A 21,564-nucleotide genomic window follows, 5' to 3' on the forward strand; every position below is an offset into this window, starting at 1 on the left:
ATCTTTACTTAACATACTAAAAAATTTAGATAACTTTACTTTGGAAAGAATTAGAGGGGTTGTAATTGGCACTACAGGCCATGACGCCAATAATAATTCATTGATTCATCAGCTTTCTCATAAACTTCCAATCTGTGTTGTTTCAAATTTTTCAAAGGGAGTTTACTTGTTTGAAGAAATACTCAATGCAAAGACAACTCATGGACATACCGTTTTTGAGCTTGCAAGAAATTTAGGATTTGACTTAGCACTCTCAGAAACACATCACACAAAAAAAATTGACGCACCGAGCGGTACAGCCATGACATTGGCAGAAGCAGGAGCAATTCCTAAAGCAAAAATAAGCTCATTGCGTGTAGGAAAAATTGTTGGTGAACACACCATTGTTATGAGCAAGGAGTCTGAAACCTTTGAATTAAAACACATTGCTCATCATAGAAAACTGTTTGCAGAAGGCGCTGTTGATTTATGTAAAAATATTTTTAGCCAACGCCCTAAACCTGGGTTATTAGAAAAGGGAAAGTTTTTTTAATTTCCGCAAATGTTAAAACAGAACAACTAAGCTTTGTTATGTTGCAATAAACTTTTCCCTCAATTATACCTCTTTAGGGACATATCCCCAGAAACTTAAGTCTTTTAAAGTGTATTGATACTTTAACTTAATTATGGGAATTATTAAATAACCTAAATATTGTTTGGTAGGATTATGGATACATTTTTATATATTTTTAGAATTGTTTTTTTTGTTATAAGCTCATTAATATCAATAGTTTATTTATTAACACAATTATATCAAAAAATACCAATTGCACCTTTTAAGCTCAGTGCTGCAGACTACATCGTTTATACAACAGTATCACTCATGATAGGTATAGGAACCAATTCACCATACGGCCTATGTGCTTTTATCCCATTATTACTTGTTAAGTTTATTTGTAAAAATTTTATTAATTTAAATCATCTTAAAAGTTCAGGTTTTTGGATGGAAATCAATTGGAAAAAGTTTACCCCTAAAGGATTTCATGGCAATGTCCCAAAGCATATTCTTGATGAAATGAATAAAGTAGTCAATAGTACTCCCAAAGACTCACATTTTATTATACCAAGATTTTATGCTGTAATTGCAATAAAATTTATGCTTAGAAAAATGAAAAAAGAAAGTAAAAAAGTTCAAAAAGGTTTTACAAATGAGCAGCAAAATATTGGTATGGATCAATTTAACAAATTAGCTAAAAATATTCTTTTGTTAGATAAAGGACAATCTGAGAAAAAAGATCTCAATATCGGAATTCTCAAAGTCACTCGCCATTAAAAAACTTAAGACAATTCCGGTAAATCAATTAGCCATTCTTCTTTTCCCGCTTCATTTGTAAAGCCTGCTATCAAAACCGAAGGAATTGTATCGTTTTCACTGGAATGCATGAGTATCTTTTCAAAATCATTTGAATAGTTTTTTAATTTTAATGATTTAACCCACTCTACAATAGACATTAATGAAGTAGCGACTAAAATAACTTTTGGAGATTTTACAGAGGGTAAAACCTTAACTAGATTATTTAACCCATCAATTAATGTACCCGACTGGTAATTGGGATTTATATATTTATCCAATCGATCGTCAACACACACTGGTAATGCAAGAATTTTAGCAATATACTCTGAAGTTTTGAGAGTTCTTGAATGTGAACCTGCTACTATTAATACATCTTGATAAAAATCACTTGATGCACTGAGAGCATGAGCAAACGAATTAGAATCTTTAAAACTTTTCCAAATTTCATCTTGACTCAATGAAGTTGAACGTTTCTCAAAGTTTTGCTCAATATTAATACCAAAACCTTCAGTAAGAAAAGAGAAAACTGTTTCTGCTAAGGTTTCTGCACCCTGTTCTCCTGTTCGACTTAAATAACCAGGCGCACCCAATTCTGCTTGAGTATAAAATAAAAAGACAGATTGCATTTAATCTCCGTAATATCTTTGTTTACACATTGGTTAGTTTAAATACTCGCCATGCTTAAGTAGATATAGTATGTTAGAAGGCATAATATACAAAATATCTTTTATAAATATTTTGTAAAAATATCTCTTTAGTTTTTAATGTATTACACAAAGGGCAAGAGGCTGCATTCATGTCTGATAAAATTGAATTTGAAAACCATTATTCTGCTAGGGTTCTTATTATTATTTTTCCGAATGGATATAAAATTGAAAATGACGATGATCTTCAAAACTTAAAAAATTCATGGACAAATAACCTTAAGTCGTGGCATTCACCCTATACCTGTTTATTTGATTTAAGAAATTTTGTTATTACAAAAGAAAAAGAGCAAAGCTTTCATAAATTAATTGCCTTTTTTAAAAATTTTTTTATGAGAAAAATAATTGGATTTTATGAAGAAAATTCTAATAAAGTTAATACTGAGTTTGAAACAATTGTTGGTTTTGCGAATGCTATTGCACAAACAAATCTATCTCGAGAAAAAATTCTAGTTAGTAGTACAAATGATCTCAGAAGCAAAATTCAAATAGACAATGACTTTAATGCGCATGTTATGGAAATTAATTTTTTAGCTGATACTGATTTTGTAACTGCATCAGACATTGCTATTCTTAAATCTAAGCTACAAAATATGCTAATGCTTTGGCATACTCCCTATAGCATAATGTTGAATTGTGTAAACTGCACATTTTCTGAAGAAGCTAAACTTGAATTTGAAAAAATTGAACGATTTTTAAAAGGTTTTTTTTGTAAAACAATTATTGGGTATGCGCCAAAAAATAGAAAAGATAGTTACCCCTTTCCAACCGTTCGCTCTCGCCATCTTGCAGCTGCATCTTTGGAGAACAGCGGCCTTGAGTCTGGTGAAATTGCCAATTGCTCTACACGTAAAATTGGCACATAATATTTTAAAAATACATATATAATTAAGCTTACCAGGAGTTCGGGCAAAGGAGCTTGATGAATATGAGCAAAACAAATATCGACGATGAAATATTGATGGCTTTTTCAAAAAATTCACTTCAAAAAGTATCAGAATTAAACGGTATAACCAATGTCATGCTAAGAGAGGGGCCAAAACCAGAATTTTTTGATGCAATACACAGAGCGACTACTGCTATAAAATCTTTTGCTTTAACCTGTCAACAAAATGATATTGTAAATTTTATTTCTGCAAAAATCGAGCCCGAATATGATAATTTAAGGCTTAATAAACAGAAAATAAATGATGAATTTAAAAACAGTATTAAAGAAAAAATTACCGAATTAAAAGGATTAATAACTCAGGTTGTAAAAAGTGACAATAAAGGTAACACAAATACAGTTGAACCCATTGAAATTGAAAATAATGCGTCTCATACATTATTTACTGCTATAGGACAACTCAGTGTTTGGAGTTTTCATGAATTGATGAATGCACTTGCTAAAGTTCATGGTTATACAGAATTTCTTGAAGATATTGCGGAATTAATGAACAGCGATACCGAACAAGCAAAAAAAGATTTAAAAGGAATCCAGGAAAAACTAACGACTAATGTAAATCACATGTCAGGAATTATAAATAGAATTCGTTCTTTAAGAGGAAAAACAAAAATTGTAATTAAAGAACACAATATCCGATCAGTCATTAAAAATATCCAAGACATGACGCAACAACCTCCTAAAACTTTAAATTGGTCTTCTCTACATATTCCTAGTGTTGATGTAAAATTTGATCAAATTATTTTTGAACAAATATGGGTTCATTTATGGAAGTTACTTGAAGAATGGAGAACAGCAGGTACTACTACGCTATCAGTGTGTTACGGTCATTATGAAAAAAATAATAAAGCTGTAGACGAAAATTTTAAAAATTTACTTTCACTCTATATTTGGTTAGAGCCTAATAATAAAGATAAAATTGACCCATTAAGTATTAAGTATTTTAAAGAAACACCAAGACCAGATTTAGCATATGTGTTTCATTACACATCAAAAATTGCAGAAAGAATTTCTGCAAATATAACTTCTGGAAAAACAGATAATGGTATAATTGTTTTTTGTATTACAATTCCTTGTGGTGAAATCCATGTTGCGCAATCAGAAACTGGTAATTCAATTCCACAACCATTGCATATTCTAAAAATGAAAGATAATGATAAACCATTAAAAAATATTTTAATTATTGATGATGAAAAAGATTTGAGAACAATATTAAGTCTAAAAATTAGCAAAATGGGATATGGTGTATTTACTGCAGAAAACATTGAGCAAGCTAATTCTATAATTAATAACAAAAAAATTCATTTAATTATTTCTGATTTGTTTTTAAATAATGAAAGCGGATTAGATCTCTTAAAAAATCTTAATTCAACTTCATCAAAAATACCATTTATGTTTATTTCTGGAGCAAATGAAGATGATATTCCTAGATCATTGCTTGATATTTTATCAAAGTATTCCAAAGCTTTTTTAACCAAACCGATTCCAACTAATGTTTTAAAAGAAACATTAGAAAAAATATTACCTTTAGATTAAACATTAATTACAGGAACATGTATGAAACTTTATTTTAAATTTATTTTAATTTTAAACCTATTTTTTTATAATACTTCTTTTGCAAAATCAATAGATATTAATTTTACCTCACAAATAAGTGATGATGATTACAAAAAGGTTGTTGAAAGCGTAATTAATCCAACCCGCTTTCAATTTATTGAAGCCCCTTCTTCAACAACAAAAAAATTAATTGCATTAAGTTTTTCTGCTGGAGTTGGAATTTCTTTAGTATCTATACCACAATCAACAATTGATGCTATTAATGCCAATACAAATTTAAGTAATAATTTTCCTAATAGTCTTTTAATTCCTCGAATTATAGCTAAAGTTGGATTACCGGGTAATTTTGATCTCGCTATTAACTATGCCAAAATTCCGGATAATCCTATTTCTATTAGTGGTATTGGAATTCAATACGGTTTTTATAATCCGAGATTATTGCCAATTTCACTTTCAATTCGAGGAGGTTACACACAACTTACAGGATTTAGTGAATTGACTGCTAACACAAAAAGCTTAGAGGGACTTATTGGTATTTATATTCCATTCATTAAACCATACGCCGGAATTGGAAATAACTGGTCAAAATCCAATACAGAGATAAGCAAGACTATTAGTAATCAATCTTTTAATTTAACAAAAAGTGCAGAATGGAGTCAGTTTTATTCAACAGTAGGCATTCAGTTTATATCTATTATAGGTATTGCTCTTGAAGCTCAATTTTCTTCAAATCAAACACTTTATAATGCAAAATTATCATTAGAAATTTAAAGTATAACTAGTCTCCCATCATTTAGGTAAAATTTACCTCATTAATTATTATTTACTTAATCCGAAATCACTACTAAGCATGAAGTTATTTTGCAAAGAATAACTTTATGCCACAGGAATCCAAGATGTTTTCCTGACTTTGCCATGGAGGCTTTTATTATGATTTATCAAGATTTAAAGAACAAACTAAAAGAGCTGGTTACCTCAAATTGTACGCTTCTTTGGCTTGAAGGAGCTAAACATGAGAGAGTTTTAAAAATTAAATTAACTGGTAACAAAATTATATTAAATTTATCAAACGAAATCGTAAGAGTGATTACATTTGATAGATATACATCTACTTCTGTAGGATTACAATTTTGGTCAAAAGGAAAACCAGGTGTTTTATATAAATGGGATCAGGTTTCTAATACAGATCAATTAAATTGTTTGAAAAAAACTGACAATTTTCCTGACGACGATCCCACGCCACCAGATATAGCGGCTTAAGTTTTTAGTAATTTTATTCTAAAGAGAACGACTATGAGGCTTACTGCAAAAATACTTTCATGGCTTCTTGCTTCTGTAGCAGTTGTTATGATTTTGTTTACATCATTAGCTATATATATGTTAAAGAAAAACCTTGAAGAAGAGGCATACCGTTCTCATAAATTAATTTATACATTATTTTTACCAACTGTTTCAAGATATTTATGGGAATTTGACTTAACTGGAATTAAAGAAACACTTTCTAATATTATTGAAAATAATTATGCTAATAAAATTTATATTTACGATTCTGACGCAGGAATTGTTACTTCATTATATAAAGATCCTGTAATAGGAAAAATATCCAACATTAAAGATAGCGATAAAAATGACAATTCTGATAAAATTATAACTAAAGAATATAAAGATTTAATAGTAAGCAAAGCAAATACTGAAGATTTTTTTATTTATGAAGAGAACACTACCAATGATACTTCAAGACTTATTGGTCCTATGCAACATAAAAAAGGGTCGGTTTCTAATCCATCAATCATTGGTTACTTTGTTTTAGATTATTCTACTGATAATATTACAACTGCAATCCGATCAATGATACGAGGAGTTATTATCTTATCATTTTGTATTACAATAATGCTCGTACTCTCTATTGGAGTTTTATTAAGAAAATCTTTAATAAATAATATTATTAAATTAAGCCAAGCAAGTATAAATATTACCAAAGGAATATTTACAAAAATCCAAGAATCAAAAGGTAGCAGAGATGAAATGTCTGATTTAGTCAAAAATTTTAATGCAATGATTGGACAAATTGAAGCTAATCAAGAAAATTTAAAAATATTAGCAGAAGAAGGAATAAAAATATCAAGCAAATTTAATATTAGCGATATTGCAATACAGGTTTCGGAATCACTCAATAAAATTGCAAAAATTAATCTAAACACAGAGTTTTATGTAATAAATACCTTACTCTCCTCCAACCAGTCCGAAGGTTATCATGAAATGCTAAAGCCAGGGTTTAGGAGCGTAATTAAACTTTCTCATTCGATGAATGACCCAACAAATAAAAAACGTTTCTCTATTAAGGATGGCAAAGGAAAAAGCAGCATAATTATTCAAATTGATGACCTTAGAATTGCTCATTCATTTTCATATACAGCAGCAGAATCAGTGTATAACTCCATTTTAGCTTTACAAATTAGTATTTCAAATGCTCTTGATAATATTCGCTTTGTAACAGAACAAAAAGAACAACAAAGACTCATTAGCGAACAAGAAACAGCAAGATTAGTACAAAATAATCTTATGCCCAAATTTGAGCACAGAAATGTCGGTAAATTTGAAATTGTCAATCACTTTGAGGCAGCAACAGAATGTGCTGGTGATTGGTGGAATTATTATTCACTTCCAAATGAAAAATTATTATTACTACTCGGTGATGTAACAGGGCACGGCACAGCAAGTGCATTGCTAACAGCTGTTGTAAAGGGATACTGTGATTCTATTCATATTCAACAAAGTATAACGGCAAAAGAAATTCTACAACAACTTGATTCTGTGGTGAGAGAAAGTGGTGATGGCAACAAAGTGATGACTATGTTTGCAGCCGTACTCGATCCTCAGCATGGAATAATAGAATTTTCTAACGCAGCTCACAATTTTCCTATGATAATTAAAAGAAAAAATAATGCCAAAACTGTTGAAAAATTAATTGCTCAAGGTAGGCCTTTAGGCTTTGAGCAACAATCAAACAATTCAGATAAACCTAGCGTATACTTATATGATCAAAAACAAATGAAGTTAGAAGAAGGTGATATTTTATTTATTTATTCGGATGGTTTAGTTGAAGCGGTTAATGGAAACAATGAAGAATTTAGTGAAAAACGATTGAAAAAACTACTACAAAATCAAAGTGAAAACAATGATTTGTCTAGTATTAAAAACGAGCTAATAAAAGAATTTAGGTTATTTATCCAAAATAAAAGACCAGACGATGATATGACATTTTTAATTTGTAAATTTACAAAACCTTAAAAATAAATCAGCTTTATTTAAGGTTAACAAGTTGAGTTTCTACTTCTAACCAAAGTTCTTCACATTCATTTAATTTTTTCTTATAATTATTTAAAGAATTATTAAGCGACTCAATTTCTTGGTAATTGCTATAAGGTATTTTTTCTATTTTCAATTCAATTTCATTTATTTTACAGCTTAAATTTGTAATTTCTGCTTCAATTTTTTGCTTAGATTGAATTAAATTTAACTCGTCTTTTTTAGAATTTTTACGTGATTCAGTAGTGATAACTTTTTCAAAATTATGGTTTTGTTCACTGCTACCTTCTTCGAGCTTTGCCATTTCCATACTTCTGTCTGGACTTAAGATATCTGGAAAATTTGAAAGTTTTGATAATCGCTCATAATCATCAAGTTTACCTTCAAACAACGCAAACCTCCCATCGTTTGTCATCGCAAAAATATGGGTACAAATAGAATCTATGAAATTTCTATCATGACTTACAAAAAGCATTGTGCCCTCGTACTCTTCAATGGCACTTGCAAGAATCTCTACGCTTGACATATCTAAGTGATTGGTAGGTTCATCCAATAATAAGAAATTCGCCTTTTTTAATAACAAACACGCAAGCCCAACCCTACTCTTTTCGCCCCCTGATAAAACTTTAACATATTTAAAAACATCATCGCCCTTAAATAAAAAGTTTCCAAGCACACTCCTAGCCCTTTTCTCACCAATATCATCAGACACTTCTAAAACGTTTTCTAAAACAGTTTTACTTTCATCTAAAACATCAAGCTGATCTTGAGCAAAAAAAGCGAGAGAAACATTATGGCCAAGTTCAAAATGACCATCAATGGCATTAATTTTACTTGCAATTGTTTTAAGAAGAGTTGATTTACCAATTCCATTTGGCCCAATTATTGCAATTTTTTGACCTCTTAAAACTGATAAATTTATGTTTTTTGACAGGACAAATTTTTCATAACCAATTGTCATTGAAGAAATTTTTAAAACTTCTTTACCGCTTTGAACAACCTTCGGAAGAGTAAATATGATTTCATCAATGTCATCATCCAAATCAAAAGAATCCTCAACTTCTTTCATGCGCGCAAGCATTTTCATTCGACTTTGCGCTTGCCGTGACTTAGAAGCCTTTGCTTTAAATCTATCAACAAATTTTTGAATTTCTCCAACACGTTTTTGGTGCCTTTCAAAAGCAGCTGTTTCTAACTCTAAACGTTGTTCCCTTTGCTCTAAAAATGAATCAAAGTTTCCTTTATAAGGGGTAAATTTTCCATTAAATAAATGTAAAGTAATTGTTGATAATCTATTTAACAATGCCCGATCATGCGAAACAAACAACAATGTTCCTTTAAAACTCTGCAAAAATTTTTCAACCCATACTAGACTTGGCAAATCCAAATGATTAGTCGGCTCGTCCAAAACAAGAAAATCAGGATCATTCAAAAAAACTCTGGCTAATTCTAGGCGCATTCGCCATCCACCAGAAAGTTGTTTGGGATGTTTTGATAACTGGGATCCTAAAAATCCAAGTCCAACTAATATTCCTTTTGCTCTAGCTTGTAAGGCATACCCTCCTAATTCACGAAATTGCGTTTCAATAATTTCAAATTTTTTATGTACTTCTTCAGAATAATTATGCTCCATTTCATGTAAAACCAAATCAAGCCTTTGTTTTAATTCTCTTAGTTTTACAGCACCATCAATGCATTCGTCTAATATAGTTGCTTTAGGATTAGGATTTGGCTCTTGCGGCAAGTATCCAAGATTTAATTTACTAGGTTTAAGAATATCACCTTTATCAGGCTCTTCTAACCCACAAATTATATTTAATAGAGTTGATTTTCCAGCACCATTAGGTCCAACTAATGCAATTCTTTCTCCCTCAGGAAAGTGGTATGTAGAATTTTGGAAAAGAACTTTTTTACCATAAGACTTATATAAATTATCAATACGAATCATTTAACTATTCCACTCCAAAATTATCATTTTTACTTTCTAGCCACATAACAAACTCATGCAATGCTACTTTTTGATACTCCAAAATCTCGTTAAAGATTTCGTGCCCAGCGCCTTGAATAACTTTTAAGCTATTACCATTGTTATGAAAATATGAAACATACTTTTTTGTCTTTTCGACATCGACAAGCTTATCATCAGATGCCGCTACAATTTTTATAGGATTTTTTATCATTTGAATAGCATTTATTATTTTAGATTCATCAACAGCACTTAAAAATATATAGCCCATTCTAGCAGAAATAAATTTTAAAATTTCTTTATCACTTTGTGCTGCTTGATTATTTTTAGGGTTATTAGAAAGACTATTTGGTGAAATTCCAGTTGGAACAAATAGATTTGGCAAATACTTTGACAAATTGTTAGCAATTAATTTTTTCCATTTAGGTATCTTCTGTTTTACGCTATAACAAGGAGAACTTAAAAAAACATTTAAAGAAGAATAGTTCATATGAGCCAATGCATATGTAACAAGAAGTGAACCAAAGCTATGGCCAAGTAAACCAAAAAATTTTTTATTATTTGCATTTATATTAAAAATTTTTTTAACATGGTCACACATAAAAATTATATCTAAAATAAAAGCATGCAAATTTTCAGCATCTCCTCGAAGAGGACCTGATCGTCCATGCCCCCTGATGTCAAAAATTGCGAAAGCAAGATTTTTAGAGCAGACAATTTCTGCTAGATGCGAATATCGCCCACTATGCTCTCCAAAACCATGAACGGCAAGGACAACGCCATCTGGTTTTATTTCTAACTGGTTCTTAATTGCAGGCGTATATAACCTAAAAAACAATTGATTTCCGTCGAAACTTTTGATTTTTTCAGTATATTCTTGAAACATCGCATATACCCCCCTTGCTTCAAATTTTCCTACAAATTTTTAGATAGCTGCAATGTTTTCACACAACATTCCAATGAAAACAAAATATCCTGTAAAAGAATTTATTAAAATTTCCTTAATCTGCACTAAGGAGACAACCATGCTACGAAGCTTAAATACAGCTGCGACAGGAATGGACTCACAGCAAAAATTAATTGATACACTATCCAATAATATGGCTAACGTAAATACCATAGGATTTAAAGCAAGTAAGGCATATTTTCATGATCTTCTTTATCAAAATATTCGCGCTCCAGGCCTACAGACAACGACAGGAGTCATTGCACCAAGTGGCATTCAAATTGGAAATGGCTCTAAAATCGTTGCGGTAGAAAAAACGTTTGAGGAAGGAGCAATTAAAATTACAAACAAAGATACAGATATGGCAATTATGGGTAAAGGTTTTTTTAGAATTCAATTGCCTGATGGTAACATTGCATATACTCGTGATGGTACATTTCGCAGATCGGCTGATGGCAGAATAGTCACTTCAGAAGGTCTTCCATTAATTCCAGAAATTGTTGTTCCAGCAAACACTCTTCATCTTAATATCGGAATTGATGGTATTGTCACAGCAAAAGTAAGTGGAGAACAAGAACCAAGAAATCTTGGTCAAATCACTCTTGCAAACTTTATCAACCCTGCAGGTTTGAATTCAATGGGAAGAAACTTATACACAGCGACTCAAGCTTCTGGAGAAGCCATAGTTTCTATACCTGGTGAAAATGGACTTGGAACCATTGATCAAGGAGAACTCGAAACCAGCAATGTAAATATTGTTGAAGAAATGGTGCAACTTATTGTTGGACAAAGAGCATATGAATTAAACAGTAAAGTTATTAAAACAGGCGATGAAATGCTTTCATCTACTAACCAAATGAAATAGCAGGATTACATGAACGCTATAGCATCTCCTCCAGCCATATATGTTGAATACAAATCACTCTCAAATAATCCTGAGATTTTAGAAATTCAAAAAGATATTTTAGTTCAATTTATTAAAGCAAATAAACATGAAAATAGCTTAGTAGTTGAAAATACTGATAATATAAACGAAGTGATAAATAAAAATACGGTACTGAGCATAAAATGCATAAGTTGTCAGATAAATAATAGTAATCTTTATGAAATTATCCCAAATTCAATGCGTAAAATTAAAAATAATTTTGTAACAGAATACCGATTTGATCTTAAAAATTCTATTGAGCAAAAATTTTCGTGGCATATAGAAATAATGGAAAAAAAGAACATATACTATATTGTAGCAAAACAGACTATTAATCCAAACATGATAATTTTTGAAAAAGACTTAGAAATATTAAGGTGCACTTCTGGAGAAAACAAATGTACGCCTAAATATCCTTTTATAGAATTGAAAGAAGCTCAAAAACAATTAAATTTTTATAATAATAAAAAAACATCTCAATTTTTATCAATAAAGCAAGAAATTGAGCCAAAAAGTCTTTCTCAAGAAATTTTAGTTAGAGCAGGAGAAATAATAAAAATAATCTATTCACCAAAAGATTCATTAGTATTGCAAACTATGGGAAAATCTTTGTCTAATGGTGGACGTGGCGAGTTAATTCGTGTTCAATTAACCGACTGGCATGATAAAGGCTTCGTTCCACATTCAACAAAAAGAATTATAGAAGGTATTGTCATCGCGCCAAGCGAGGTTGAATATGCAGCAAACTAGTAAAAAATATAAGTATTATAAACTATTAGATGAAATTAGTCTACAAGATGAAGAGGGATATGTAGAAAACATAAAAAATAAACTACATGAAGAAATTAAAAAACAAAATAAAAATCCAATTAAAAATCAAAAAAATAAAAAAAATAGTGTTTGGATTACTGCAATAGAACGCTATTTAAGATCTATTGAATATGCTTTTGACAAAGGGAATTTAACAAGTCAAAAAGTATCTTTAGCACTAGATAAAATTCCAGAACCTACTTCTAAAAAATTTGTGCTACGTTTTACAATTGTTTTTTTTATTATAGTACTTTTAGTTTTTTTTACAAGTTGTAAAGCATATTCACAAACAAGTACTTTGCAAAATACTAATAACAACACTTCCAATAAAACTGATAATTTAAAAAACCAAGAACAGATTTTTATTAAAAGAGAAAATTTACAAATAAAAAATAAAGAAGCGGGTTCAAGCACAGGAAGTATTTGGGCAGATTCAACGCAGCCCAAAGGCCTTGTTACAGATTATCAACCTACGCATATTGGAGACGTCATTAATGTTACAATTCCTGAAGATTTACAATTTACACCTCCTGCAGATCAAGCCAATGCAGCAAACGCACAAAAATTTGACCCGGTAAAATCATTAAAATTTGAAGTCATCGGCATTGAACCGGGAGGAGACGTTTTTTTAAGAGCTACAAAAAATTATGTCAGTGAAACAGGAGAAAATCGCTCAATTTTAGTAATGGCTAAAATGCCGCAAAGAAATCTTAATAAATTTGAAATTAGTGCAAACGAGCTTACACAAGTTGCAGTCAACGCAAACATTAATGGGGCAACTTCCGACTACTCATACTCGGGTTGGGATAAAATTATTTCTCGAAAAGTTTCTGGTTTTGCGCCTGATTTAAACTCAATGGCAACTGCTCTTGAAGGAAAAACGAAAGAGCTAGAAACCCAACAAAAAGCTTTAAAAGATCAACAAAAAAGCTTACAAGAAGAAGCAGATAGGCTTAAAAAAGATAGAGAAAGACTCAATTCTGAAACAGCTAAAGCAAAACAACTTTTGGACTCTGCAACAATTGTTGATGCACCAAGTGATGGCGGTAAAGGCGGAAATAATAAATAATAAACTTTTATGTTAAGGTGATTCAATTGTCTAAGAAGAAAGAATATTATTACAACTATATAATTATATTGTTTACAACTATCTTTACTCTATTTTTTTTAGATAAAAGTTATACATTAGAAGCAGATCTTTCTGTCAGAATTAAGGACCTCGTAGAAGTAAAAGGTGTCCGAACTAACCCACTTTCTGGTTTAGGAATTGTTGTTGGCCTTCAGGGTACAGGTGATAGTAAAGCAAGCATTGCGACAAATAAAGCAGCAGCACTGATGATAAATCGTTTAGGAATTACTGTAACACCACAAGAAGTTATTACAAAAAATATTGCTGTTGTTATTGTTACAGCAGACTTACCTCCATTTGCAAGAATAGGAGATAAAATTAACATAAGAATTTCAAGCATAGGTGATAGCACGAGCCTAGAAGGTGGAACGTTACTTTTAACAAGCCTTAGCGCTGCTGATGGACAAGTTTATGTAACTGCTCAAGGTAGTATTAGCCAAGGAACTTCTATGGCTGGTAACGAAGGTGGAGCCGGACAACCAGCAAAAAATACAACCCCAAAAACTGTATCGTTAGCATTAAGTGGAATTGTTGAAAAAGAGTTTTTATCTACTTTTATAAATAATAATAAAATTGAATTAAGCTTAAAAAAAGCTGACTTTACAACTGCAAATAGAATAGCCAAAACACTGAATGATTATTTTGGAGAATTTATTGCAGATCCTATTAATAGTGGAATGATTTCAATAAAAATTCCAAGTAGTGTATCAAGAAACAACCCAAGTTTTAACCCAGTCGCATTTATGTCAATTTTAGAACAAGTAAAAGTCACACCAGATTCTATTGCTTTGGTTGTTATTAACGAAAGAACTGGCACCATTATTTCTGGTAACAATGTCACAATTGAGCCAGTGGCAATTAGCCATGGACGACTTGAAGTTCAAATTGGAAAGAAAAATAACAAGGTTAACGAATTACCAAGCTCAACAACTGTTGGAGAACTCGTAAGAGCACTAAATACCTTAGGTGCTGGTCCAAAAGATATTGTATCAATTTTACAAACACTTGAAGCTGCTAATGCGCTAAGAGCTCAAATTAAACTTTTATAACAGGAGTTAAATATGAGAATAAATATTATGGATAATCTTTTATTTAAAAAAACAATACCATCAGAAAAAGAAACAGTAAATCCAAAGATAAAGGAAGCAGAAACAGTTGCTAAGGAATTTGAAACAATTTATTTAGATATGATGTTAAAAAGCATGAGACAAACCGCTAAACCTGAAAATGAATCCAATGCTCATGATATTTTTCAGAGCATGCTTGATAGCGAATATTCAAAAATTATGGCTGAATCACAAAGCTTTGGAATAAGAGATTTAATTCTCAATTGGATGAAAGATAATGATCCTTCATTAAATCCAAGTTTAAAAATATTGAATAGTCAAAATTTAAACACAGATAATAATGAATTGTTTGAATCAAAAAAAGTAATTGAAAACATGAAATCCAAATCTTTATTCACTAAGCTTGCACTTCAAAAATACAAAATAGACTAACCAAACATTTTAAATATCAGATATGGATAAACCAGAGTCTGTAATAACAAATGCAGACAAAGAAAAACCAAATGAATCAGAAATTTCAATTGAAAAATCATGAACATTTTCATCACCCAAACCGTGCTCTGTGTTTTTAGTAATTAATGTTTCTCCTCCATCAAACGAAAACATAAAACCTTTATTTGTTGCAAAGTAGATTGTTGTACCAACTTTCTTAATTGCAGAAACTTGATAGTTTGATAAACTTGTTAAACTACGATATGTTTTACCATTATCTAAAGTCACCCAAACTCCATCTGTTGTACCAAGAAAAATTTCATCTGCATTTTTATATACACATAATACTTTATGACTATTCGTTTTATTTTCAAAAACTTCTTTAAAAACATGATCCTCTTTGGCAGAAAAAACTTTTCCTCGCTCTGTGACAGCATATAACTCTTCAACAAAAGAAAATAATTTTTTAAATTTTCTATTAATTTCATTATCTTTCTTGCTAATAATTACCTTATCAAAATTATCAATATTATTGTTTTTTGTATAAAACATCCCTTTATCTGATGCATAATATGTTCTATCTCCAAAATTTTTAATTGAATTAAATTGAATATTAGCAATTGATTGCTTCGACAGTTTAAATATCTCAGAGTAATTATTTTTAGCTATAAATAAACCTTCTTTGCATCCTATATACAAAATATCATTTTTTGCAAAAATACTACTACAAAAATTTTTATGCGATCCAATTTTTGTATTTTTAAAACTTAAGCCATTATTATCAGAAACAAAAAGATTATTATCCTTAACAAAAAAAACAAATTTTCCATAATTTAATATACTACCTTTATATTTATGATTATCATTAAGTTTACTAAACTCCATATTATGAGTAAAAGAAGCAGATTTAAAATAATTTGGAAAATCTAAAATTACCGAAGAAAATAAGCCTTCTTGATTAGATATATAAACCATATTCTCTATCACACTGATATCAAAAACTTCTTTATTCTGGAAAGCATTGACTTTTAGAAATTTACTATGAATACCATTACTTGTAAACCACAAGCCAGAGTCAGTTGCAAGAAAAACCAATTCATTTGAAACAAAAATAGAATTAATTTTACCATATTCAATTAAACTAATTTTATTATAATTCGACGAAATTTTATTTAAATTTTTAACGTATATAGAATGGTCTGATAATATATATAATTTTTCATTATCTATAAAAATTCTATTAATATCTTCATCAACGCCACTTAATATAGGTACTAATTTATTAAAATTTTTAGTATTTTCATCATAATCTGAAAAATATACCGCATTTTTAGACGAAATATATAGTTTATCATTAGCAATAAATAAATCAGTCCAAAATTCTTTGATTGTTAAAAAATTTTTTTCATAATTATGATAATTTTTTTTAAAATGAGATGATTTTTGCAAGCTTCTTAATATAGTATTATCTGTAATTACAAAAAAATTATCTTTATACTTATCAATAGAAATAATTGAACCAATATTCGCTCTTGGCAACACCTTATCATATTGATTTTTTGATATATCTTTACTTATAAAAACATCTGATTTGTTATTTTTAGCAATAAAAAACATCTCCTTATCCCTTATTTTCATTCTAGAGGGGATTGCAAAATATTTATCTAGTTGATTTTTGCTGACAACACCATTAATAAAATAATATAATCCATAAGTTGTAGTAATATAGACAATTCCACCATTATATGTCACTCCTAAAGGATTAAATGCAGAATAAATATTTTTAAATTCTGTTGATTTATCTAAATTTGCGAAATAAACGCCTTTATCATTACAAGGATCTGTATAACACACTGCAGCTGCATAGATATTATTACCATAAGCCTTAATATCATAAATTTCATTATTACCTAGCTCTTTTACACTATTGAAAGTAGAGCTATTTAAATTATAAAAATGCAAGCCTTTCTTTGTTCCTATATATATTTTATCTTTAGTAAATGCTATATTTGTAACACTCGATTCATTGTCAAAATTTAATAAGTATTTGTCAAACTTATTTTGTAATCCATTATCTGAATAATACAAATTTTTATTATTGTATAACACTAGTTTATTACCTAATGCATAAGCATTACAGACAGAATCATTTACAAAATCATTTAATTTAATATTTTCTGATTTATTAAATGGATTATAATAATAAATGTTGCAATTGGATGTAGTCATAATTAATCCATTTTTATAAGAATAAATAGATGTAATTGAACTAGAATTGATATTAAAAATTTTATCTACATTATCGTCTTTTTCAAAAATATAATTGCTGCTATTATTCTCTAGCTTTGCAAAAAATAATCCACCTTTACCACTTTTACCATAATCTCCATTATAGGCATTAACATAAAGAGTATCATTTACTAATTCTACTCCACGAATTTCAACACCATCATCAATACCTTGAACCTTATTGAATTGACCATAAACACCCGTGCTAGAATAATATAAACCTACATCATTATAACTAACTGAAGAAAAAATTTTGTTACCAAAATGATAAAGCCTATATAAAAACCTATCTTTTAACATGGAATCATTATCAATATGATTATTTTTGTTAATTGAATTAACTGTAATTTTCTTTTTTGTATTAGCGGCAAGTTCAATATTTTTATTATGCAATTGATAATTTGCAGTAATTGTTAATTCTTCATCTAAAAGATTTCTTGGTGAAATTAAAACCTCAGAAACACAAGAATCACCTTTATTTAATAATAAATTTTTATCACAAGTAGAATTGTATGTTTCTTTTTTTGAAAGCCCTAAAAAAATAATTGGTAAATCATTATTATTAATTAACTTAAATTTTTTAAACAAAAATTTCTCAAATCCAACTTCAAAATTTTCTACACCATCTTCGCTCTCGATGTCGAGACCAAATTTATGCAATTTTTCATTAATTGACAAATCTACTGATGATAAAGTATCAAATATATAAGCATGAATTATTTTATTTTTGTCTCCATTTAATAAATAATTTAATTTTATTTTTAAAGTATTGCTGTTTTTGTTTTTTACACTCATTGTTGGAGAGTTTATTAAATTTAATTTATGTTCAACTAATTTATAACCTAAATCTCTATTTTTTGAATTTAATAGTTTAATTTCTAAAATTTCTAACCTGCAGGATGTGTCATCCTTTTTTATAATTAGTAACTCATTACTTGCCAAATTTGAATAAGAGCTTATACTCCACTTTTCTCTATCAATTTTACCAATACAATTTAAATATTCACCACTAATCACTATATGTTCAGGTAATCTATTTTTTGCACCGTCTCCTCGTTTAAATAAATATATTTTTGGTTTAATAAATGCTTCTTGAAGATCTGCGTCATCATTATTTCTTTTACAAGAAATTATTGATATTATTATTACTAATTGAATAATTATATATCTAATAGAAATTTTCATTATAGAATCATCCCATACTGAAATTAAAAAATTGTGTTCATTATAATATTTTGTTTAAACTATTTTAATTTTATTATAAAATTTTACAAGCGTAAAACAAAAGCAAAATAAATTTTAAATATAATCAATTTAATACGTTACACTATCTATCTAATATATTAAAAAAAGTTATGCAAGAGTCTAACTCATAATTGAAAAAAAATTTGTTTCATATAATGTAAAAAAAATCATATAATATATTAATATTATTAGTTTTATCAAACTCCATAACCAAAAATATTTTCTCAAAAGACAATATTCCCAAAAATATATTAAACACAAAACAACTTACCAAAAGCACTAAAAAATGGATGTTTTATTATTTTTTATAAAATATATATTATAATGATTATTTGACCGATAAAAATTTACTAAGATAATTATTTATATAAATTTAATAATTTGACAAATAACTAAATAATAATTTTTATTTTATAATTTAATTATTTTGGCTTAATATAAAAATTTTGCCCATATGTAAAAATTATCCAATTATAAAATTATGTAATGTAGCTATTTAAAATACTTAGAGATCTTATAAAATGAACAAATTATTTAAATTTCTTAATTTTAACAATTCATTGTTGATTAAAAAAATCCTTAAATTTATAAATAATCAATTTCCTTTCAAAATTGGCTTAACCTTTACGGCTTTATGTATTTTTTTGCTGCTAAATCATTACCGATATCCAAGTAACTCAATAGATATTGTTGGCTACATTGAAAGAGTTCTTTACGACATGAGGTTTGAGCTAAGAGGGCAAAAACCAATGAGCGGAGTTGTTGGCGTTCTGGCTGCTGATGACAAAAGTATTGAAGCGTTTGGTCGCTGGCCTTTTCCTAGAGGAATTTATGAAAAGGCTTTTGATAATTTAAAAAAATCAGGTGTAAAATGGATTGGTTTTGATGTGTTTTTTACAGAACCATCTCATAGATTACTTGAAGAGTCTATTTACGAAATTGAACATTTATTTCAAAATAAACAATTAAATTATTTAAATTTTAAAGCAGAATTACAAAATATGTTAACTTATACACCAGGAGATATTTCTCTCGCAAACAGTATTCATAAATTTGGTTCTATAGTTCAAGGTTTTTATTATATTGAAAATTACAAACAAATAATTAGTTCAAAATATGGCTGGAAATCTAGCTATGATCGTTTAAAAAATTCTGCGATTGATTTTATAAACTTTCCAACTGGTATGAGTATTAATAATTATAAATATCTTTTTAGCCCTGGAGTTGTAACAAACACTGCACTCATTGCTGGTCAATCTAAAAGTATGGGTTTTGTAAATAATACACCAGATGGAGATGGACTTATTCGTACTAGTGGTCTCGTAAAAATTATAAACCCAATAGACTCTACTCAAAAAACAGTGCGCACCAGTTGTGGTTCCAAGCCTCGCGCTTGCTCTATCTGCAAACTATTTATCGAGTCAAATTGTTGTCAATTTTGACCATACAGGAATTGACTCAATTGATCTATACCCAACAAATAATCAAAATCCTTTAATTAACATTCCTACTTATTATGAAGGACATGGAAAATTATTAATCAATCACTACGGAAATTTTGTAAATATTCCCCAAATTTCATTAAAAGATGCGTACGATAATAACTTACCCAAAAAAATTCCTGAAATATTGATACTAGGGGGTACCGGAACAGGAACTAATGATAAAAGGCCTTCTCCATTTGATGAAAATTTTGATGGAGTAGGGCATCATGCAGCAATTGTAGAAAATATAATTTCACAAAACTTTATGAAAAGACCAATTTCTGCACCATTTTTAGAAATAACATTATTATTATTTTCTGGAATAATACTTTCATATTTATTTAAAAAATCTTCTGCGCTAAAGTCTTCTTTAATTATTTTTTCTTTGATTATCATTTACTATTATATTGACAATAAATATTTATTTGGAAATGGGAACTGGTATTATTCTGGCATGTTTTATTTACAAAGTCTTTCACTTTATTTTTCTATTTCAATATTTAAATATTTTATAGAAGAAAAAGAAAAGAAAAAAGTAAAAGTTGCATTTCAACACTATTTAAATCCTAATGTTATAAATCAATTGATTGAAAATCCTGACAAATTAAAGCTTGGTGGTGAAAAAAAATTCTTAACAGTATTTTTTTCTGATGTTCGAGGATTTACGACAATTAGCGAAACATTATCACCAGAAAAACTAACTGCATTACTAAATGAATATTTTACTCCAATGACAAAAATTATTTTAGACTCAAATGGATTGCTTGATAAATACATTGGAGATGCGATTATGGCAATATGGGGAGCTCCAATTCATTTAGAAGATCATGCAGATAGAGCAGTTCATTCAAGCTTAAAAATGATAGAAGAACTTAAAATTTTGCAAATTAAATGGCAAGAAGAACAACTGCCCTTTTTGGATATTGGAATTGGATTAAATACAGGTGAGATGGTTGTAGGTAACATGGGTAGCCATAAACGTTTTGACTATACAGTATTAGGAGATTCTGTAAATTTAGGAGCGAGACTAGAAGGAATTAATAAAAACTATGGAACTCGAATTATATGTTCAGAGTTTACTAAAAAATCATTAATTCATCCTGATAAATTTTTATTTAGAGAACTTGATCGTATACAAGTAAAAGGAAAATCTGAACCAGTAAGAATTTATGAAGTAGTCGATTTTAATAGTGTAGAAAGTTCTTTTAAAATTAAAATTATTCAACTTTTTGAAGAAGGACTTGCGTTATACCGAGAAAAAAAATGGGATCATGCTATACAAAAATTCAAAGATGCAATATTATCAAACAATGGAAAAGATGCTCCTAGTGAAGTATTTATTAAACGGTGTGAGTATCTAAAAACAAATCAAATTGACAACAATTGGAATGGAATCTGGATTTTCAACAGTAAATAAAATTTAAA

At 29.0% G+C, this 21,564-nt stretch carries 18 protein-coding genes (1 of these 18 cut by a window edge); 14 read left to right on the plus strand and 4 right to left on the minus strand.

Translation table 11 applies throughout. The features are described from left to right. Nucleotides 1–532 carry the 3' portion of a 4-hydroxy-tetrahydrodipicolinate reductase gene (locus Spiro2_RS09980; RefSeq protein WP_338635635.1) on the plus strand. Its footprint begins 191 nt before the window's first position, so only the last 532 of its 723 coding nucleotides appear in the window; its start codon lies off the left edge, out of view; it ends in the stop codon at nt 530–532. Between the two features lie 174 nt (nt 533–706). Beyond that, nucleotides 707–1,312, plus strand: a complete 606-nt coding sequence (locus tag Spiro2_RS09985) for a hypothetical protein (protein ID WP_338635636.1) — start codon at nt 707–709, stop codon at nt 1,310–1,312. Nucleotides 1,313–1,317: 5 nt separating this feature from the next. Here the strand turns inward: Spiro2_RS09985 and Spiro2_RS09990 are convergent, their stop codons facing one another. Next, nucleotides 1,318–1,959 carry a hypothetical protein gene (locus tag Spiro2_RS09990; RefSeq protein ID WP_338635637.1) on the minus strand — a complete coding sequence of 214 codons (642 nt, stop codon included), beginning with the start codon at nt 1,957–1,959 and terminating at the stop codon, nt 1,318–1,320. Between the two features lie 170 nt (nt 1,960–2,129). On the opposite strand from Spiro2_RS09990, the gene Spiro2_RS09995 reads away from it, so the two are divergent. The 5 genes from Spiro2_RS09995 to Spiro2_RS10015 all read left to right on the plus strand — a co-directional run bounded on the left by Spiro2_RS09995 (nt 2,130) and on the right by Spiro2_RS10015 (nt 7,828). Next, complete coding sequence (locus tag Spiro2_RS09995) at nt 2,130–2,903, plus strand: hypothetical protein (RefSeq protein ID WP_338635638.1); 774 nt, start codon at nt 2,130–2,132, stop codon at nt 2,901–2,903. Nucleotides 2,904–2,965: 62 nt separating this feature from the next. Next, the gene (locus Spiro2_RS10000) at nt 2,966–4,516 is read left to right on the plus strand and encodes a response regulator (RefSeq protein WP_338635639.1); all 1,551 of its coding nucleotides are present in this window, start codon (nt 2,966–2,968) and stop codon (nt 4,514–4,516) included. Nucleotides 4,517–4,537: 21 nt separating this feature from the next. After that, nucleotides 4,538–5,308 carry a DUF6588 family protein gene (locus tag Spiro2_RS10005; RefSeq protein WP_338635640.1) on the plus strand — a complete coding sequence of 257 codons (771 nt, stop codon included), beginning with the start codon at nt 4,538–4,540 and terminating at the stop codon, nt 5,306–5,308. Between the two features lie 159 nt (nt 5,309–5,467). Then, a complete protein-coding gene (locus Spiro2_RS10010; RefSeq protein WP_338635641.1) occupies nt 5,468–5,797 on the plus strand; it encodes a hypothetical protein in 330 nt (109 codons plus the stop codon). 33 nt (nt 5,798–5,830) lie between these two features. Then, on the plus strand, nt 5,831–7,828 hold the full coding sequence (locus Spiro2_RS10015; RefSeq protein WP_338635642.1) for a SpoIIE family protein phosphatase: 1,998 nt from the start codon (nt 5,831–5,833) through the stop codon (nt 7,826–7,828). Nucleotides 7,829–7,841: 13 nt separating this feature from the next. Here the strand turns inward: Spiro2_RS10015 and Spiro2_RS10020 are convergent, their stop codons facing one another. Then, nucleotides 7,842–9,794 (minus strand): ABC-F family ATP-binding cassette domain-containing protein, encoded by a 1,953-nt coding sequence (locus tag Spiro2_RS10020; RefSeq protein ID WP_338635643.1) that lies wholly within the window; start codon nt 9,792–9,794, stop codon nt 7,842–7,844. A 4-nt stretch (nt 9,795–9,798) separates the two neighbouring features. Beyond that, a complete protein-coding gene (locus Spiro2_RS10025) occupies nt 9,799–10,698 on the minus strand; it encodes an alpha/beta fold hydrolase (protein ID WP_338635644.1) in 900 nt (299 codons plus the stop codon). 139 nt (nt 10,699–10,837) lie between these two features. On the opposite strand from Spiro2_RS10025, the gene flgG reads away from it, so the two are divergent. From flgG to Spiro2_RS10050, 5 genes are read left to right on the plus strand one after another with little or no spacing between them, the layout of a single operon-like run. Next, a complete protein-coding gene (gene flgG, locus Spiro2_RS10030; RefSeq protein ID WP_338635645.1) occupies nt 10,838–11,623 on the plus strand; it encodes a flagellar basal-body rod protein FlgG in 786 nt (261 codons plus the stop codon). A gap of 9 nt (nt 11,624–11,632) precedes the next feature. Then, the gene (locus Spiro2_RS10035; RefSeq protein WP_338635646.1) at nt 11,633–12,433 is read left to right on the plus strand and encodes a flagella basal body P-ring formation protein FlgA; all 801 of its coding nucleotides are present in this window, start codon (nt 11,633–11,635) and stop codon (nt 12,431–12,433) included. Continuing rightward, the gene (locus Spiro2_RS10040; RefSeq protein WP_338635647.1) at nt 12,420–13,562 is read left to right on the plus strand and encodes a hypothetical protein; all 1,143 of its coding nucleotides are present in this window, start codon (nt 12,420–12,422) and stop codon (nt 13,560–13,562) included. The genes Spiro2_RS10035 and Spiro2_RS10040 overlap by 14 nt, the downstream gene beginning before the upstream one ends. 26 nt (nt 13,563–13,588) lie before the next feature. Continuing rightward, nucleotides 13,589–14,671, plus strand: coding sequence for a flagellar basal body P-ring protein FlgI (locus Spiro2_RS10045; protein WP_338635648.1), 1,083 nt, complete (start codon nt 13,589–13,591; stop codon nt 14,669–14,671). A 12-nt stretch (nt 14,672–14,683) separates the two neighbouring features. After that, entirely contained in the window at nt 14,684–15,121 is a 438-nt protein-coding gene (locus Spiro2_RS10050; RefSeq protein WP_338635649.1) for a rod-binding protein, read from the plus strand. Nucleotides 15,122–15,130: 9 nt separating this feature from the next. Here Spiro2_RS10050 and Spiro2_RS10055 read toward each other — a convergent pair whose 3' ends face one another. Then, nucleotides 15,131–18,595 (minus strand): hypothetical protein, encoded by a 3,465-nt coding sequence (locus tag Spiro2_RS10055; RefSeq protein WP_338635650.1) that lies wholly within the window; start codon nt 18,593–18,595, stop codon nt 15,131–15,133. Nucleotides 18,596–19,176: 581 nt separating this feature from the next. Here Spiro2_RS10055 and Spiro2_RS10060 point away from each other — a divergent pair. Both Spiro2_RS10060 and Spiro2_RS10065 read left to right on the plus strand, forming a co-directional pair. Next, on the plus strand, nt 19,177–20,097 hold the full coding sequence (locus Spiro2_RS10060; protein ID WP_338635651.1) for a CHASE2 domain-containing protein: 921 nt from the start codon (nt 19,177–19,179) through the stop codon (nt 20,095–20,097). Further along, nucleotides 20,030–21,556, plus strand: coding sequence for an adenylate/guanylate cyclase domain-containing protein (locus Spiro2_RS10065; RefSeq protein ID WP_338635652.1), 1,527 nt, complete (start codon nt 20,030–20,032; stop codon nt 21,554–21,556). The genes Spiro2_RS10060 and Spiro2_RS10065 overlap by 68 nt, the downstream gene beginning before the upstream one ends. The last annotated feature ends 8 nt before the right edge of the window (nt 21,557–21,564 follow it).

The organism is Spirobacillus cienkowskii, assembly GCF_037081835.1.
In the GTDB taxonomy this organism is placed as follows: Bacteria; Bdellovibrionota_B; Oligoflexia; order Silvanigrellales; family Silvanigrellaceae; genus Silvanigrella; species Silvanigrella cienkowskii.